The organism is Ottowia sp. SB7-C50 (assembly GCF_033110285.1).
GTDB lineage: Bacteria > Pseudomonadota > Gammaproteobacteria > Burkholderiales > Burkholderiaceae_C > Ottowia.
Genome location: NZ_CP136995.1, coordinates 1,710,334 through 1,725,787 on the forward strand (window position 1 = coordinate 1,710,334; position 15,454 = coordinate 1,725,787).

14 protein-coding genes are annotated in these 15,454 nt (G+C 68.4%); 5 read left to right on the forward strand and 9 right to left on the reverse strand.

Annotated elements, in window-relative coordinates; genetic code table 11:
- Positions 1–11 precede the first annotated feature (11 nt).
- From R0D99_RS08180 to R0D99_RS08190, 3 genes are all read left to right on the forward strand, one after another.
- On the forward strand, positions 12–1,175 hold the full coding sequence (locus R0D99_RS08180) for a DegT/DnrJ/EryC1/StrS family aminotransferase (RefSeq protein ID WP_416365982.1): 1,164 nt from the start codon (positions 12–14) through the stop codon (positions 1,173–1,175).
- Positions 1,176–1,260: 85 nt separating this feature from the next.
- A complete protein-coding gene (locus R0D99_RS08185; RefSeq protein ID WP_416365983.1) occupies positions 1,261–2,028 on the forward strand; it encodes a sugar transferase in 768 nt (255 codons plus the stop codon).
- Positions 2,022–3,863, forward strand: coding sequence for a nucleoside-diphosphate sugar epimerase/dehydratase (locus tag R0D99_RS08190; protein WP_317750906.1), 1,842 nt, complete (start codon positions 2,022–2,024; stop codon positions 3,861–3,863). Before R0D99_RS08185 ends, R0D99_RS08190 begins: the two co-directional genes overlap by 7 nt.
- 12 nt (positions 3,864–3,875) lie before the next feature.
- Here the strand turns inward: R0D99_RS08190 and R0D99_RS08195 are convergent, their stop codons facing one another.
- Positions 3,876–4,520: an LON peptidase substrate-binding domain-containing protein gene (locus tag R0D99_RS08195; RefSeq protein ID WP_317750907.1), complete on the reverse strand. Its 645-nt coding sequence runs from the start codon at positions 4,518–4,520 to the stop codon at positions 3,876–3,878.
- A 134-nt stretch (positions 4,521–4,654) separates the two neighbouring features.
- Here R0D99_RS08195 and R0D99_RS08200 point away from each other — a divergent pair, with 134 nt between their 5' ends.
- Positions 4,655–5,224 (forward strand): YggT family protein, encoded by a 570-nt coding sequence (locus R0D99_RS08200; protein WP_317750908.1) that lies wholly within the window; start codon positions 4,655–4,657, stop codon positions 5,222–5,224.
- 231 nt (positions 5,225–5,455) lie between these two features.
- On the opposite strand, the gene accD is transcribed toward R0D99_RS08200, so the two are convergent.
- From accD to R0D99_RS08230, 6 genes are all read right to left on the reverse strand, one after another.
- Positions 5,456–6,331 carry an acetyl-CoA carboxylase, carboxyltransferase subunit beta gene (gene accD / locus R0D99_RS08205; protein WP_317750909.1) on the reverse strand — a complete coding sequence of 292 codons (876 nt, stop codon included), beginning with the start codon at positions 6,329–6,331 and terminating at the stop codon, positions 5,456–5,458.
- 40 nt (positions 6,332–6,371) lie between these two features.
- Positions 6,372–7,181, reverse strand: a complete 810-nt coding sequence (gene trpA / locus R0D99_RS08210) for a tryptophan synthase subunit alpha (RefSeq protein ID WP_317750910.1) — start codon at positions 7,179–7,181, stop codon at positions 6,372–6,374.
- Positions 7,178–8,455, reverse strand: a complete 1,278-nt coding sequence (gene trpB, locus R0D99_RS08215; protein ID WP_317750911.1) for a tryptophan synthase subunit beta — start codon at positions 8,453–8,455, stop codon at positions 7,178–7,180. Before trpB ends, trpA begins: the two co-directional genes overlap by 4 nt.
- 57 nt (positions 8,456–8,512) lie before the next feature.
- A complete protein-coding gene (locus tag R0D99_RS08220) occupies positions 8,513–9,211 on the reverse strand; it encodes a phosphoribosylanthranilate isomerase (RefSeq protein WP_317750912.1) in 699 nt (232 codons plus the stop codon).
- A 9-nt stretch (positions 9,212–9,220) separates the two neighbouring features.
- The gene (truA, locus tag R0D99_RS08225; RefSeq protein WP_317750913.1) at positions 9,221–10,003 is read right to left on the reverse strand and encodes a tRNA pseudouridine(38-40) synthase TruA; all 783 of its coding nucleotides are present in this window, start codon (positions 10,001–10,003) and stop codon (positions 9,221–9,223) included.
- 90 nt (positions 10,004–10,093) lie between these two features.
- Complete coding sequence (locus R0D99_RS08230; protein WP_317750914.1) at positions 10,094–12,181, reverse strand: FimV/HubP family polar landmark protein; 2,088 nt, start codon at positions 12,179–12,181, stop codon at positions 10,094–10,096.
- Between the two features lie 302 nt (positions 12,182–12,483).
- On the opposite strand from R0D99_RS08230, the gene R0D99_RS08235 reads away from it, so the two are divergent.
- On the forward strand, positions 12,484–12,756 hold the full coding sequence (locus tag R0D99_RS08235) for a hypothetical protein (RefSeq protein WP_317750915.1): 273 nt from the start codon (positions 12,484–12,486) through the stop codon (positions 12,754–12,756).
- A 246-nt stretch (positions 12,757–13,002) separates the two neighbouring features.
- Here the strand turns inward: R0D99_RS08235 and asd are convergent, their stop codons facing one another.
- Both asd and R0D99_RS08245 read right to left on the reverse strand, forming a co-directional pair.
- Positions 13,003–14,133, reverse strand: a complete 1,131-nt coding sequence (gene asd, locus R0D99_RS08240; RefSeq protein ID WP_317751044.1) for an aspartate-semialdehyde dehydrogenase — start codon at positions 14,131–14,133, stop codon at positions 13,003–13,005.
- A 529-nt stretch (positions 14,134–14,662) separates the two neighbouring features.
- Positions 14,663–15,397, reverse strand: a complete 735-nt coding sequence (locus tag R0D99_RS08245; protein ID WP_317750916.1) for a haloacid dehalogenase type II — start codon at positions 15,395–15,397, stop codon at positions 14,663–14,665.
- Positions 15,398–15,454: the final 57 nt, after the last annotated feature.

Here is a 15,454-nt window from a genome sequence, read left to right on the forward strand (position 1 = left end):
TGGAGGCTGATTTGGCTTTGAAAAACGAATCTTTCATCCCCTTTGCCCGACCCGACATCACCGACGCCGAGATCGACGCCGTGGCGCGCGCCATGCGCTCGGGCTGGGTCACCACGGGGCCGGAAACGAAGGCGTTCGAACAGGAATTTGCCGCGTACCTGGGCGGCGGCCTGCACGCGATTGCCGTCAACTCGGCCACCGCCGGCCTGCACCTGGCGCTGGAGGCCATCGGCATCGGCCCCGGCGACGAGGTGATCGCGCCGACGCTGACCTTCACCGCGACGGTGGAAGTGGCGCGCTACCTGGGTGCGGACGCAAAGCTGGTGGACGTGGACCCGGTCACGCTCAACATCGACCCCGCCGCCATCGAGGCCGCCATCACGCCCCGGACGAAGGCCATCCTGCCGGTGCATTACGGCGGGCTGGCGTGCGACATGACGGCGATTTTCGACATCGCGCGCCGCCACGGCCTGCAGGTGATCGAAGACGCGGCGCACGCGCTGCCCACTACCACAAACGGAGCGCTGGTCGGCCAGCTGGCCAGCGCTGCCGCAGTCTTCAGCTTCTACGCCAACAAGACCATGACCACCGGCGAGGGCGGCATGGTGGTGACGCGCGACGAGGCGCTGGCGGCCCGCATGCGGGTGATGCGCCTGCACGGCATCAGCCGCGACGCGTTCGACCGCTTCAGCAGCCGCACGCCCGCGTGGTATTACGAAATCGTCGCGCCCGGCTTCAAGTACAACATGACCGACATGGCCGGCGCGCTGGGCCGCGTGCAGCTGGCGCGGCTGCCCGGCTTTGTGCAGCGGCGCCAGCAACTGGCGGCGCGCTATCGGGCCGAGTTGCAAGGCCTGCCGCTGGTGTTGCCCGCCGACGCGCCGGCGGGCGATGCCCACGCGTGGCACCTGTTCGTGCTGCGCCTGTCCGACGCCGCGACGGTGACGCGCGACGAAGTGATCCAGGCGCTGAGCGACGCCGGCATCGGCACCAGCGTGCATTACGTGCCGCTGCACCGGCAGCCGTACTGGCGCGATCGCTATGGGCTGACCCCCGAGCAGTTTCCGGTGGCCGAAGCCGCGTACCAGCGCATGTTCAGCATCCCGCTGTTCACCGCCATGAGCGACGACGAGCAGTCGCGCGTCATCGCCGCGCTGCGGGCCTGCGTGCGATGAGCGTGCGGCGGTTGCAAGCCAAATCGGGCGCCAGCGCTCGCCTGATCGGCGCAGGCAGCTATCAAAAGATGAGAAGGCGCGGCGCGTGAACACCCGCAGCGCCGCCGCCAAGCGCGCCATGGACCTGGCGCTGACGCTGGCCGCGCTGCCGCTGGCGCTGCCGATGATGGCGGCCATCGCGCTGTGGGTGCGGCTGGATTCGCCCGGCCCGGCGCTGTTCAGGCAGCAGCGCGTGGGGCGGGGCGGGGCGCTGTTTCGCATCCACAAGTTCCGCACCATGCACCTGCACGACGGCGCCGGGCCGCAGATCACGGCCGGCGGCGATGCGCGCATCACCCGCGCCGGCAGCTGGCTGCGGCGCACCAAGCTGGACGAATTGCCACAGCTGATCGACGTGCTGCGCGGCGACATGAGCCTGGTCGGCCCGCGGCCCGAGGTGCCGCGCTACATGGCGCTGTATGACGACGACGTGCGCCGCCAGATCCTCAGCGTGCGACCCGGCATCACCGACCGCGCGGCGATCGAGTTCCGCGACGAAGAGCGCCTGCTGGCCGCCAGCACGGACCCGGAGCGCACCTACGTCCAGCAGGTCATGCCCGTCAAGCAGCGCTATTACCTGGACTACGTGGCGCGCCGCAGCGTGGGGGGGCGATGTGCGCATCCTGCTGGACACGCTGCGGGCGCTGGTGAAATGAATCGCGGGCAGGCGGCTGGGCTGGCCAGCGCGCAGACCCGCGGAGGCTACACCGCGCGCCCAACGCATAATCACACGCCTGCGCTGGCCCATCCAGCGCGGACAGCTATGAACACTGTAGCAATTTCAACCGTGACCCACAGGATTCCGCCGTGCTGAGTGGCTGGTGGAAAGACCTGCGCAGCAAGAGCTGGCTGCCCGATCTGGTGCTGATCGTGCTGGCGTGGTGGGCCGCGTTCTGGCTGCGCTTCAACCTGACGGTGCCGCAGCCGTACCGCGACCAGGCGCTGCAGACGACGCCGCTGGCGCTGCTGTGCATGGCCGTGGGCCTGCTGCTGGCGCGCGTGCCCCGCCAGTCGTGGCGCTATGTGGGCCTGGCCGACCTGCGCCAGCTGGCGGGCGGCGTGGCGCTGGGCGCGCTGCTGACCACGGCGGTGGTGATGGGCTCGCGCACGCAGGGGTTTCCGCGCTCGGTGTTTCTCATCAGCGGCGTGCTGGCCCTGCTGGCGCTGGCCGGCGCGCGCGCCACCTGGCGCACGCTGGCCGAATACACGCAGGCCCAGGCGCGGCCGGCGGCGGCGCTGCAGCCCTTGCTCATCGTCGGCACCATCGACGAGGCCGACCAGGCGCTGCGCACGCTCAAGGGCGTGGAGGGCTGGCAGGTGGTCGGCATCGCGTCGCCGCGCGCGCAGGACGCGGGGCGCACGGTGCAGGGCGTGCGCGTGCTGGGCGGGGTGGACGCGCTCGACCAGCTGGCGCGCGCGCAGCAGGCCGGCACCGTGCTGCTGGCCAGCGCGCCGGGCGATCTGGCGCGGCGCGACGTGCTGATGCGCTGGTCGGGCAGCGGCCTGAACCTGCTGACACTGCCCACCGCCGACGAACTGCTGCGCCCCGGCGCGGCCACCCGGCTGCGCCAGGTGCGGCTGGAAGACCTGCTGGGCCGCACGCCGGTGCAGCTGGACGCGCGCGGCCTGGCAGCGCTGTTCAGCGGCCAGACCGTGCTGGTGACGGGGGCGGGCGGCTCCATCGGGTCGGAGCTGTGCCGCCAGGTGGCGCGGCTGGGCGTGGCGCGGCTGGTCTGCGTCGATGTGTCGGAATACGCCACCTACCGGCTCGAGCAGGAACTGCGCCAGGCCTTTCCCGCCATGGAAGGCGTGTACTACACCGCCAACGTGCGCGAGCCCGATCGCCTGCGCGCCATCGCCCTGGCGCACCGGCCGGGCGTGGTGCTGCACGCCGCGGCCTATAAGCACGTGCCGCTGATGGAGACCCACAACGAGATCGAGGCGCTGCGCACCAACGTGCTGGGCACGCTGCACGCCGCGCGCGTGGCGGGCGAGGTGGGCGCGGCGCGCTTCGTGCTGGTGTCGACCGACAAGGCCGTCAACCCCACCAATGTGATGGGCGCCACCAAGCGGCTGGCCGAGCAGGTGGTGCAGGCGGTGGCGCGCGAGTTCGAGCACACGCAGTACGTGTCGGTGCGCTTCGGCAACGTGCTGGGCTCCAGCGGTTCGGTGGTGCCGCTGTTCACCACGCAGATCGAGCTGGGCGGCCCGGTGACGGTGACGCACCCCGAGATCGTGCGCTACTTCATGACCATCCCCGAGGCCGCGCAACTGGTGCTGCAGGCGGGGCTGATGGGCCGCTCGGGCCAGATCTTCGTGCTGGACATGGGCGAGCCGGTCAAGATCGTCGAACTGGCGCGCCTGCTGATCCGCCTGTCGGGCAAGACCGAGGCCGAAGTGCCCATCGCCTTCACCGGCCTGCGGCCCGGCGAGAAGCTGTACGAGGAACTGCTGGCCGACGACGAAACCACCGAGCCCACGCCGCACCCCAAGCTGCGCGTGGCGCGCGTGTCGCCGCCGGCGGACGACGTGGCGGCTGCGGTGCTGGCGTGGCTGGCGCAGGCCGGCGCGGCGCCCGGCCCGGCGGACCTGCGCGGCTGGCTGCACCAGCGCGTGCCCGAATACCAGGCGCAGCCGGTGCGCTTCTGACGGCGGGGGGCGTCAGCCGGGCTGGGCGCCGATGCCGGCCTTGCCCAGCGCGTCGGCCACCAGCTCCAGCCGCAGCAGCGGGCTGTCCAGGCTCATCAGGTGCTGGCGCACGGCGCCGGGCAGCGGCAGCAGCTCGCACCAGCGGTTGGCCACCCAGCCTGCATCGTCGAAAAGTTCACTGCCCGCCTGGGGCAGGGGCGCGGCGGCGGCCTGCGCGCGCAGGCCGGCGTACAGCTTGTTCAGCGCGTGCGCCGTGTGCTGCAGGTCGGCGGGGATGGCCAGCGGCCGGTCGGCGGCCAGCAGGGTGACGTCGGCCACCCACAGCCCGTGCTTCAGCTGGCTGGCGCGGTCGATGCGAAAGCGCTGGTCGCCCCGGCATTGCACCGTCAGCAGGCCGGGCTGCGGGCGTTCCAGCGCGGTGATGTGGGCCAGCGTGCCGATGCCCGCCAGCTGCTCGGGCGGCGCGCCGGCGGCGCGCACTTCGTGGCCGTGCTCCAGCGCCACCACGCCAAAGGGCGCACCGGCGCGGTGGCACTTGGTCACCATGTCGAGATAGCGCACCTCGAACACGCGCAGCGGTAGCACGCCGTCCGGAAACAGCACCGTGCCCAGCGGAAACAGCGGCAGGGACGAAAGGGTCAGCGTGGGGCTTGGCATGGTCCGGGCATCGCGGCAGCACGCCGGTGGCGGCGCGACGCGGGGCAGGTCGTGGCTCGCTATCATCGCACGCAACACCCTTTGGGCGCCGCGCCGGTCCAGCGATGGACGCGCGCCGCCCGCCTTGCCTGCCCATGCTGTTTCAAGTCCTTGCCTTTGTGATCGAAGTCGCCGTCACGCTGATCGGCGGCGCCTGCTTGCTGCGCCTGTACATGGGCTGGCGCCGCCTGTCGCTGGCCAACCCCGTGGGGCGCTTCGTGCAGGCGCTGTCGGACTGGCTGGTGTTGCCGCTGCAGCGCCTGATGCCCGCCGCGGGGCGCTGGGACCTGGCCAGCCTGCTGGGCGCGTGGCTGCTCAAGCTGCTGCAGTACGCGATGCTGGTCGGCATGCTCGGACTGGGCCGCTGGAGCGTGCTGCCGGTGCTGGCCTTGCTGGGCGTGGCCAAGCTGGCGGTGTCGGTGGCCACGGCGGTGATCATCGTCGCCGCCGTGCTGTCATGGACCGGCAACCGCACCCCCGTGCGCGACGTCTTCGAGCGGCTGTGCGAACCCATGCTGGCGCCCCTGCGCCGCCGCTTGCCGCTGGTGGGCGGGGTCGATCTGTCGCCGCTGTTGCTGGTGGTGGCACTGCAGGTCGCCGGCATCGTGCTGGGGTCGATGCAGGCCGGCCTGCTGGGGGCGGGCGCGGCGATGCTGGCGGGGTGAGTTTGCTATCGAGTTGATAGCTTTAGGCGCAGTGCGGGCGAGCGCAAACAGGCGATGGGCTTTGGTTGCGTTGTAAAAGTCAACAGCCGGACGCAGAGGACGCAGAGATTCCGCAGAGGACGCAGAAAAAGCCAAAAAATATTCTTGGGCTGTTTCTTTTGCGTCCTTCGCGATCCCTTCGCGTCCTTCGCGTCCGGTATTCGGTCTTCTCTACCTGGGCTCAGCGCCCCATCATTCCACCGCGTCCGCAGGCTGGCGCTGCAGCATCGCCAGCACCTTGGCGATTTTTTCGCGCAGTTCGCGCCGGTCGCAGATGAAGTCGACCGCGCCTTTTTGCTGCAGGAACTCGGCGCGCTGAAAACCGTCGGGCAGCTTCACGCGCACCGTGTTCTCGATCACGCGCGGGCCGGCAAAGCCGATCAGCGCCTTGGGCTCGGCAATCACCACGTCGCCCACAAAGGCAAAACCGGCCGACACGCCGCCCATGGTCGGGTCGGTCAGCACGCTGATGTAGGGCAGGCCCTTCTTGGCCAGGCGGGTCAGGGCGGCGTTGGTCTTGGCCATCTGCATCAGGCTCAGCAGGCCTTCCTGCATGCGCGCGCCGCCGGTGGCCGTGAAGCAGATGAAGGGCACCTTTTGTTCGATGGCGGTTTCGACGCCGCGCACGAAGCGCTCGCCCACCACGCTGCCCATGCTGCCGCCCATGAAGTCGAACTCAAACGCCGCCGCCACCACGCTGATGGAATGCACGGCGCCGCCCATGACGACCAGGGCATCGGTTTCGCCGGAGTTTTCGAGCGCTTCTTTCAGGCGCTCGGGGTACTTGCGGCTGTCCTTGAACTTCAGCGCGTCGACCGGCAGCACCTCCTGCCCGATCTCGTAGCGGCCTTCGTTGTCGAGGAACACGTTGAGCCGCTCGCGCGCGCCCATGCGGTGGTGGTGGCCGCATTTCGGGCAGACGTTCTGGTTGCCTTCCAGGTCGCTCTTGTACAGCACCGTGTCGCATTCCGGGCACTTGATCCACAGGCCTTCGGGCACCTGGCGGCGCTCGGCGCCGTCTTCGGTCTTCTGGATCTTGGGCGGCAGCAGTTTTTCGAGCCAGCTCATGGCGGAACTCCTTGTTTGATAGCGCGATTATGCGTGCACTTCATGCGTCCAGCGCGGCGCGGATCGGCCGCAGGAAGTCGATGGCGGCGGCGGCCACGCGCTCGTGCGGCTGGGTTTCGATCTGCTGGATCAGCCGGCTGCCGATGACCACGGCGTCGGCCACCTGGCCGATGGCGCGGGCGGTCTCGGCGTCGCGGATGCCGAAGCCGACACCGACCGGAATGTGCACGTGCTGGCGGATGCGGGGCAGGGCGGCTTCCACTTCGGCCGTGTTGAGCGCACCCGAGCCGGTCACGCCCTTGAGCGAGACGTAGTACACGTAGCCGCTGGCGACCTGCGCCACCTGCTGCATGCGCTGCTCGGTCGAAGTCGGGGCCAGCAGAAAGATCAGGTCCATGCCGTTCGCTCTCAACTTGGAAGCAAACTCGGCACATTCCTCGGGCGGGTAGTCGACAATCAGCACCCCATCGACCCCGGCGGCCGCGGCATCGCGGATGAAGGCGTCGGCGCCGTGGCGCTGGTCGTAGCGCTCGACCGGATTGGCGTAGCCCATCAGCACCACGGGGGTTTTCTGGTCCTTTTCGCGGAAGGTCCTGACCATGGCCAGCACCTGCGCGAGGCCGATGCCCAGTGCCAGCGCGCGGTCGCCGGCCTTCTGGATGACGGCGCCGTCGGCGCTGGGGTCGGAAAACGGCACGCCCAGCTCGATCACGTCGGCGCCCGCGGTGACCATGCCGTGCATCAGCGCGGGCGTGATGTCGGCGTACGGAAAGCCGGCGGTGACGTAGGGAATCAGCGCCTTGCGCTTTTGCTCTTGCAGCCGGGCGAAGGTGGCGGCGATGCGGTTCATGGCTTGGCTCCTGGCTTGGGCGCGCCCTTGACGACGTGGCCGCGCATGGATGGTCGGTCGTAGAACTCCACGCCGTCCAGGTCGGCGACGGTGCCGATGTCCTTGTCGCCCCTGCCAGAGAGGTTGACCAGGATGGACTGGTCGGGCCGCATGGTCGGCGCCAGCTTCATGGCATAGGCAAAGGCGTGGCTGGATTCGAGCGCGGGGATGATGCCCTCGGCGCGGCACAGGTGGTGGAAGGCGGCCAGCGCCTCGGCGTCGGTGGCACCCACGTATTCGGCGCGGCCGATGTCCTTGAGCCAGGCGTGTTCGGGGCCGACGCCGGGGTAATCCAGGCCGGCGCTGATCGAATGCGTCTCGGTAATCTGGCCGTTGTCGTCCTGCAGGATGTAGGTGCGGTTGCCGTGCAGCACGCCGCTGGAGCCGCGCTGCAGGCTGGCCGAGTGCTTGCCGCTGTCCAGGCCCTCGCCGGCGGCCTCTACGCCGATCAGGCGGGTCTGCTCATGCGGGATGTAGGGGTAGAAGATGCCCATGGCGTTGCTGCCGCCGCCCACGCAGGCGATGACGGCATCGGGCTGCTGCGCGGCGATGCCTTGCGCGGCCAGCAGCTCGGGCATCTGCGTCAGGCATTCCTGCCCGATCACGCTCTGGAAGTCGCGCACCATCATGGGGTAAGGGTGCGGGCCGGCCACGGTGCCGATGATGTAGAAGGTGTTGTCCACGTTGGCGACCCAGTCGCGCATGGCTTCGTTCAGCGCGTCCTTCAGCGTCTTGCTGCCGGATTCGACCGGCACCACGGTGGCGCCGAGCAGCTTCATGCGGTAGACGTTGGGCGACTGGCGCTTGACGTCTTCGCTGCCCATGTAGACCACGCATTCCAGCCCGTAGCGCGCGCAAATCGTGGCCGTGGCCACGCCATGCTGGCCGGCGCCGGTTTCGGCAATGATGCGCGGCTTGCCCATGCGGCGTGCCAGCATGGCCTGGCCGATGACGTTGTTGATCTTGTGCGCGCCGGTGTGGTTCAAGTCCTCGCGCTTCAGGTAAATCTGCGCACCGCCCAGTTCGCGGCTGGTGCGCGCGGCGTGGTAGACGGGCGAGGGGCGGCCGACGTAGTGCGCCAGTTCGTACTTGAATTCGGCCAGGAAGTCGGGGTCGTGCTGGTACTTCGCGTAGGCGTCTTTCAGCTCGTTGATGGCGTAGGTCAGCGTCTCGCTGATGAAGCTGCCGCCATAGCGGCCGAAATGGCCTGAAGCGTCGGGTTGTTGGTAATCCATGGTGTCACATCCAAGGCAAGGGCGGGGCACTGGCCCCGCGGGGGAAATGGGGGGAGGTCACGCCGCCAGGTCGGCGGCGCGGACGGCGGCCACGAAGGCGCGCATGCGGGCGGCGTCCTTGATGCCCTTGAGGGGCGCACCGTCGGGGTCGACGGCTTCGACGCCGCTGCTCACGTCAACCGCCAGCGAGCGGCCGCGCGAGCGCAGGGCGCGCAAGCCGTCGCCCACGTTTGCAGGTGTGAGCCCACCAGACAAGACGAGGTGAGCGGGAACGCTTGGTGGAAGCCGTGACCAATCGAATGTCTTTCCGCCGCCGCCGTAGCCCTGCGTCTGTGCGTCGAGCAGGATGCCGGTGGCCGCGCTGAAATCGTGGGCAAATTCTAGCAAGTCGAAGCCTGCCGCCGGGTCGGCCGGAATGCGTGCGGCGCGCAGCCAGGGCAGGTGGCAGGCGCGCGCGATGCGTGCGCATTCGGCCGGTGATTCGTCCCCATGAAATTGCAGGCAACCGGGCGTCGATAGGGCGCAGTCAGCTTCTATTTCTGTAGCATCGGCGTTGACGTACAGCAGCACCGCGTTGACGAACGGCGGCAGGCGGCGCATCAGCTCGGCCGCGCGCGCGGCGCTGACGTGGCGCGGGCTCTGGGCGTAGCGCACGAAGCCGATCGCGTCGGCGCCGGCTTCGACGGCGGCGTCCACGTCCTGTTCGCGCGTCAGGCCGCAGATCTTGATGCGGGTGCGAAGCGGTGAATCAAGCATGGCGGGGTGTCATTCGATCCAATCATAGGCGCTGGTGCGTTCGGGCAGGCCCCAGGCCGGGTCGTAGCGGGGCCCCAGGAAATAGAGGCCGTCGGGCGCGAAAGTGGGCGCGGCGGCGTCGCGGTCGCGCGCGGCCAGGACTTCGGCCATGGCGTCGGGCGGCAGCAGGCCCTGGCCGATCTGCACCAGGCTGCCCATGATGTTGCGGATCATGTGGTGCAGGAAGGCGTTGGCCTCGAAGTCGAAGCGCCAGTAAGCGCCCTTGCGCGTGATGTCGAGCCGCGTCAGCTGTTTGACTGGCGACAGCGCCTGGCACGCCGATGCGCGAAACGAGGTGAAGTCGTGCGTGCCGATCAGGTGACGGGCCGCCTGGCGCATGGCGTCGCCGTCGAGCGGGCGAAATGTCCAGCCGACGCGGCCGGCGTCGACGCTGGGGCGCACGGGCGATTCGAGCAGCAGGTAGGCGTAGCGCCTAGCCAGTGCGCTGGCGCGCGCGTGAAAGGCGTCCGGCACCGCCTGCGCCCACTGCACCGCAATGTCGGGCGGAAGGAAGCGGTTGGTGCCGCGCACCCACGAAAACGCTTCGCGCGCCAGATCGGTGTCGAAGTGCAGCACCTGCATCAGGCCGTGAACGCCGGCGTCGGTGCGGCCGGCACACAAGGTGTTGAGCGGTACCGTGGCGAACCGGGACAGCGCCGACTCCACCTGGTCCTGCACCGTCTGCCCCGAGGGCTGGCTTTGCCAACCCTGATAGTGCGTGCCAAGGTAGCTGATGCCGAGAGCGATTCTCACAATGGGCCGATTGTCCGGCAAATCGATGGCCCCAAAAGCGCGCGGCGCCCCAAGGGCGCCGCGAGCGGGACAGCTATAGACGACGCCAGGTCACCCCAGCTCGGACAGGAAGCGCTCTGCCTTGGTGCGCATGACGCCCGACGATTCGGCAATCACTTCCTTCAGCAAGGCGCGCGCGCCTTCGGTGTCGCCAATGGCGTGGAACTCCCTTGCCAGCGCCAGCTTGGTGCCCAGCGGGTCTTCGTCGGCGTCGTCGGATTGCCGAGTGCGTCCATTGGACGACGATTGGGCGCCGGCATCGGCCGCAAGAGCTTCTAGCTCGAAGTCAATCAGAGTGGAATCGACGGCGTCCCCATGCGACTGTGCGGGAGCGGATATCCTGGCCGATGGCACCGGAGGTTTGCTCAGTTCCGAGGGCGGTGCGAAGGCGATGTCCAAGTCAAGGTTGGGCGGTTGGATATGACTGGACAAAGGCGTGGGCACAGGCGCGGCGGGCGCAGTCGGGGGTTGCGTGGCCAGGACGGAGGAGGCGCCAGCGGCCACCGCGGCTGCGGCGGGGCGGCCTGCAGGAGGCACCGTTCTTATCGGCAACTCGGACGACGAAACGTGTGTTGGCTGCGTGTCGGGGCTGTAGGCCGGGGTGCGCACGCCCAGGGGCTCGGTGTCGGCGCCGAAGTCGTGACGAATCGGTGTGGAAGTAGGCCCGTTGCCGGGTGCGCCGCCAGGACGATACATCGGGTTGCTTGGGTCAAGGGTGCTGCCCAAACTCGCAATGGCCAGCCATTCGGAACCTTGGCCCTGGGTGACTTTGTACGCATCGATCGCAATTGCTTCAAGTCCACGCACGTCGCGGCGCTTGGCGTAGATTTCGACCAGCTTTCGATGAATAGCCACGCGGCCCGGGTGCGTGCGCAGTGCTTCGCGAAGAATTTCTTCAGCCTGCAGGTCGCGGCCATAGGCCAGATATACGTCGGCTTCCGCCACCGGGTCGACGTCGCCGCCGGCATCGAGTTGGCTGGGCGAATAGGACATCGATGAGCTGCCGCTGATCGACGAGCCACTGTTCTCGGTATTCACCCGTTGACCGCCACTGGCGCCGAAGAACGAATCGGCTGGCCGATGGCTTTCAATGAACGAGCTATTGAGCTGCGCGTTTTCTTTTTTTTTGCGTTGGCGCGACCGGTACAGGAGACCGTATCCCGCCAACAAGGCCACCAAACCGGCGCCTGCCACCGGCAGCATGGGGTTTTCTGTCAGGCTATCGAGGAACGATGGCGCTTCAACGGGTGCCGGCGCAGGATTGAAGCGCGGACGGGACGCTGCCGGCGCAACTGCGCTGGCAACGGTGGCTCCCGATGCGGGCGACTCCATCCTGGCAGCGGTTTCGGCCGCAGATGCCGGCTGTGTCACCGCAGGCGTCGCAGGGCTGGCCGTATCTGACGCGGGATTGAGCGCTGCTGCAGGCACTTTTGCGGGCGGGGCTGCCGATGCCGCTGGACTGGCCGGCGGGGCGGCTGGCGGCTTCACCGGCGAGGTGATTGGCACGGTGATGCCTGGTGCAGATGCACGGGTCGACGGGGCGCTGCCCGAGGCCGACTGAAGCTGAGTCAGGTCGCTGAGATTCTTGTTCAGCTCGGCCACGCGGGCGGCCTGTTCCTGAGCCTGGCGGGACTGCGCGATCTTGGATTCGGTTGCGCTGGGGGCGCCGCCACGGGACAGCGTCAGGCGATCTTGCGCCGGCGCTGCGGGGCGGCTTTCCTGCACCTGGGGCTGCACGCCACCCGAGGCGCTGCGCGTGGCAGCTGCCATGCGCGTGCTGCCCGAACGCAGAGCCAGGCCGCGGCGGTAGGCGTTGAAGTCCCGCGTTTGGGCCGCGACCGCACGCCGGGCAGCTTGGCGCGAGGTTGCCGCCGCCTGTTCGGCGGAAGGCATATTGAGCACGACTCCCGCTTTCATCCGGTTGACGTTGCCGCGGATGAAGGCGTTGGGGTTGGCACGCAGCATGGCGACCAACATCTGGTCAAGCGACACGCCGTCGGCGGCGTGCGCCGACGCAATGGCAGAGGCGGTGTCGCCGCGCTGCACCGTGACCTGGGCGCCGTCGCCCGCAGGCGCTACGGCCCGCGCACGATGGCGCAGTCCTTCGGCCGTCGGCGCGGCGCGACGAGGGAGGGCCAAGGTCTGGTCCCTGGGGGCCTGCACCACAGCGGCAGGGTCGATGGCCGGTGCAGCCGGTAGAGTGGGCGCCACCGCCGGAGGGGCGGGCGTTGTGACGGACTGGGGGGGCGATTTGAGATGGGTTGACCGCCACCGCTGGCGGCGCCGCTCGGCCCGGAGGATCAACCAGCATGGTGTAGTCGCGCACCACCCTGCCGCTGCTGGACGTGGTCTCGATCACAATGCCCAGAAAGGGCTCGTTGATCGGCCGCTCGCCCGTTACGCGCAGATAAGCCTGCCCATTGGCACGGCGATGCAGGCTGATGCGGGTGTTGGTCAGCGCGGGCGTGTATTCCACCCCGGCGGCGCGGAACGCCTGCGGCGAAGCGACCGACGCGCTGAACGTGGCGGCTTCCTGCGAGGAAATGTCAGGCACCTCGATCTCGGCGCGCAGCGGCTCGCCCAAAGCGGAGCGCACGCTGATGGCGCCCAGCGCCAAGGCGTGCGCGTCAAAGGCGACGGCGCCCCACAAGGCCAGCGCTGCCGCGGTGGCCACGACCCCTGTCCTCCATGGTTGCCGGGCCATGCTGTCTTGATCGATCGACCCGTTCGGGGCCAGCGCGGTCTTATTCTGCATGCGTTTGGGTGGGCAGGCCGAGCCTCGCCGGAAGGGAATTGAATAGGGGAATTAACATCATATTCGGCGGTCAACCGGAGCCCCAAGTTAACCAACGTCACAAATTAACACATCCCGGCAAGTTGGCCGGGATGTTGCCCCCTTGCAACGCGCACGGCAGCCAGCGCACCGCCTGAGGCGGCCATTTGCCGCCCGCGCCGCGGCCTTACGCGGCCAGCAGAATCCGCAGCATGCGGCGCAGCGGCTCGGCCGCGCCCCACAGCAACTGGTCGCCGATGGTGAAGGCGCCCACGTAGTCCGGCCCCATGGCCAGTTTGCGGATACGACCGACGGGAATGGTCATTGTGCCGGTAACGGCGACCGGCGTCAGGTATTTCAGCGTGTCTTCGCGGTTGTTGGGCACCACCTGCACCCATTCGTTGTCAGCGGCGATCATGGCCTCGATGTCGGCCACCGGCACATCCTTCTTCAGCTTGAAGGTCAGCGCCTGGCTGTGGCAGCGCATGGCGCCCACGCGCACGCAAAAACCGTCGACCGGCACGGCGCGTGTGCCGAAGCCTTCACCCTGACCCAGGATCTTGTTGGTCTCAGCCATGCCCTTCCATTCTTCGCGGCTGACGCCATTGCCCAGGTCCTTGTCGATCCAGGGGATGAGCGAGCCGCCCAGCGGCACGCCGAAGTTGGCCATCTCAGCGGGCGACAGCGCACGCTGCTTGGCCGCCACCAGGCGGTCAATTTCAAGGATGGCGCTCTTCGGGTCGTCCAGCAGCGCGCGTACCTCGGCGTTGAGCGTGCCGTATTGCGTCAGCAGCTCGCGCATGTGCTGCGCGCCGCCGCCGCTGGCGGCCTGGTAGGTCTGGGTGCTCATCCATTCGACCAGGCCCGCCTTGTACAGCGCGCCCACGCCCATCAGCATGCAGCTCACGGTGCAGTTGCCGCCGATCCAGTTGTTGCCGCCCTTGAGCAGGGCGCTCTGAATCACTGGCAGGTTCACCGGGTCCAGCACGATGACCGCGTCGTCCTTCATGCGCAGCGTGCTGGCGGCGTCGATCCAGTGGCCCTTCCAGCCGGCGGCGCGCAGCTTGGGGAACACCTCGCTGGTGTAGTCGCCGCCCTGGCAGGTGATGATGACGTCGCACTTGCTTAAAGCGTCGATGTCGTGCGCGTCCTTCAGCGTCTTCTCGTTCTTGGCCATCGCCGGCGCCGCGCCGCCCGCGTTGCTGGTCGAGAAGAACACCGGCTCGATCAGGTCGAAGTCTTTTTCGGCCTGCATGCGGTCCATCAGCACGGAGCCGACCATGCCGCGCCAGCCGACGAGGCCAACCAGGTTACCGATCTTGTTCATGATTTCTCGCGCCTTTCAAACAAAGTAAATCTGTCTGACCTGTCCCCGGCTCGTCTGGCAGCGGGGAGGCGCGCACGACGAACCGAGAGCTGGGTCAGCCCTTTTTGGTGGTCGTGGTAATGGAAGAGGCAATGCACGCAACCCCGCCTGCTGCCAGGAGCAGGGCGGTGGGATCGAAGCGATCTGCAGCGTTCATCGTGGCCTCGATTGTAATGGAGCCGCCTTCGCCAGCCTGACGCCGATCACCGGCTGGGCGCAGGGTTGTTGGCGTGGTACGACGTGTGCTGACTGCTGTGCACGTAGGTTGAGGCGTAAAAAAAGGCCTCTGGCGCACGACAGACAAGCGCAGCTAGCTATCAAAACAGAAGCGACGAGGATGGCCTGCCGAGGGACATTGATCGAACCCACGTCCCGCCGGCCCCTTGGCCAGCGCCGCCATGGCGCGGTCGCCGCGTGCCTACGGCCGTCGGTCACGCGTCTGGCGCAGAGTCGCCCAAGCCCTGCAGCGACGGCGCTAACGTCACCCGCCGGCGTCCTCATCCGCCGGCGCCCCGCGCGACGCCAGTTGCCGCGCCAGGTCGATGAAATCCCGCGCGTGCAGCGTGTTCTCAGCCACCGGCGACACATCCTTGGGCCGCGCCGCGCCAAACTCCAGCGGACGCTCGATGTAGGCCGTCAGCAGTCCGCAGGCCCGCGCGGCGGCCAGGTCGTCGTGGTGCGCGGCCACCAGCATCACCTCATGCGGCGCCACGTCGAACACCTCTGCCACGCCCAGGTACACGCGCGGGTCGGGCTTGTAGGCGCGAAACACCTCGGACGACAGCACGCAATCCCACGGCAGCCCGCCGTGCTTGGCCATGTTGGTCAGCAAGCCAATGTTGCCGTTCGACAGCGTGGTGATGATGTGCCGCCGCTTCAAAAGCGATAGCCCCTCCACCACGTCCGGCCAGGGGTTGAGCCGGTGCCACACGCGGTTGAGCGCGCGCCGCTCGTGCTCGGGCAGGTCGCCCAGACCAAAGCGCGGCAGGATGCTGTCCAGAATCAGCCGGTGCAAGTCGTCGATCTTCGTCCATCCCAACTCGCCCGACCGCACCCGCTGCATCGCCGGCTGATACCCCTCGCGCCACGCCAGCGCCAACCCGTCCCCATCCACCTGCGGATACAACTGCCGCACCTCCGCCGCGATGGAGCCGTGCCAGTCGACCACGATGCCGAAGAAGTCGAAGGCGAGGATTTTGGGGGTGATTTGGGACATGGGGCAACGTCCAGTGTGCGGGAGAAGCTATGAATTTGAGAGTATCTCAGTAACATT